Annotated in this window: 1 protein-coding gene; it reads right to left on the bottom strand. The window is 36.9% G+C overall.

Going from position 1 to position 558, the window contains the following annotated elements:
- Positions 1-558: (2Fe-2S)-binding protein (locus tag IDG60_RS00750; protein WP_206160371.1), on the bottom strand; the 558-nt coding region annotated here is incomplete at both ends.

Raw genomic sequence — 558 nt, 5'->3', positions numbered from 1 at the left:
TTGGTAATTCTTCTTTTTTAACTCCATACAAACCAACACGTTGCGAACCTGTCACTTTAACTAGTGGCACATGATATTTCTTAGCCACTTCTCCTAGACGAATCAGTTGGTCTGCATCTGTAACACCTCCACGCATTTGAGGTATAACAGAAAATGTACCATCATTTTGAATATTCGCATGGTAACGTTCGTTAGCAAATCTTGATTCTCTTTCATCTTCATGATCATGTGGATAAACCATGTTTAAATAATAGTTGATTGCTGGTCGACATTTTGGACATCCACCTTTATTTTTAAAGTTTAAAACATGTCGAACTTCTTTAGATGTTTTTAAACCTTTCGCTCTTATTTGCGTTACAATTTGATCGCGTGTCAAATCAGTACAACCACATATACCAGCAGGTTTTGCGGCAACAAAGTCATCTCCTAAGGTGTGCTGCAATATTTGAGCAATTTGCGGTTTACATTTACCACATGAATTCCCCGCTTTTGTTTTAGCCGTTACTTCTTCAACTGTTGTAAAGCCATTTTCCGTAATCGCATTTACTATAGTACCTT

The organism is Staphylococcus sp. EG-SA-2 (assembly GCF_017152085.1).
This window is presented reverse-complemented; position numbering and strand designations above follow the sequence as displayed.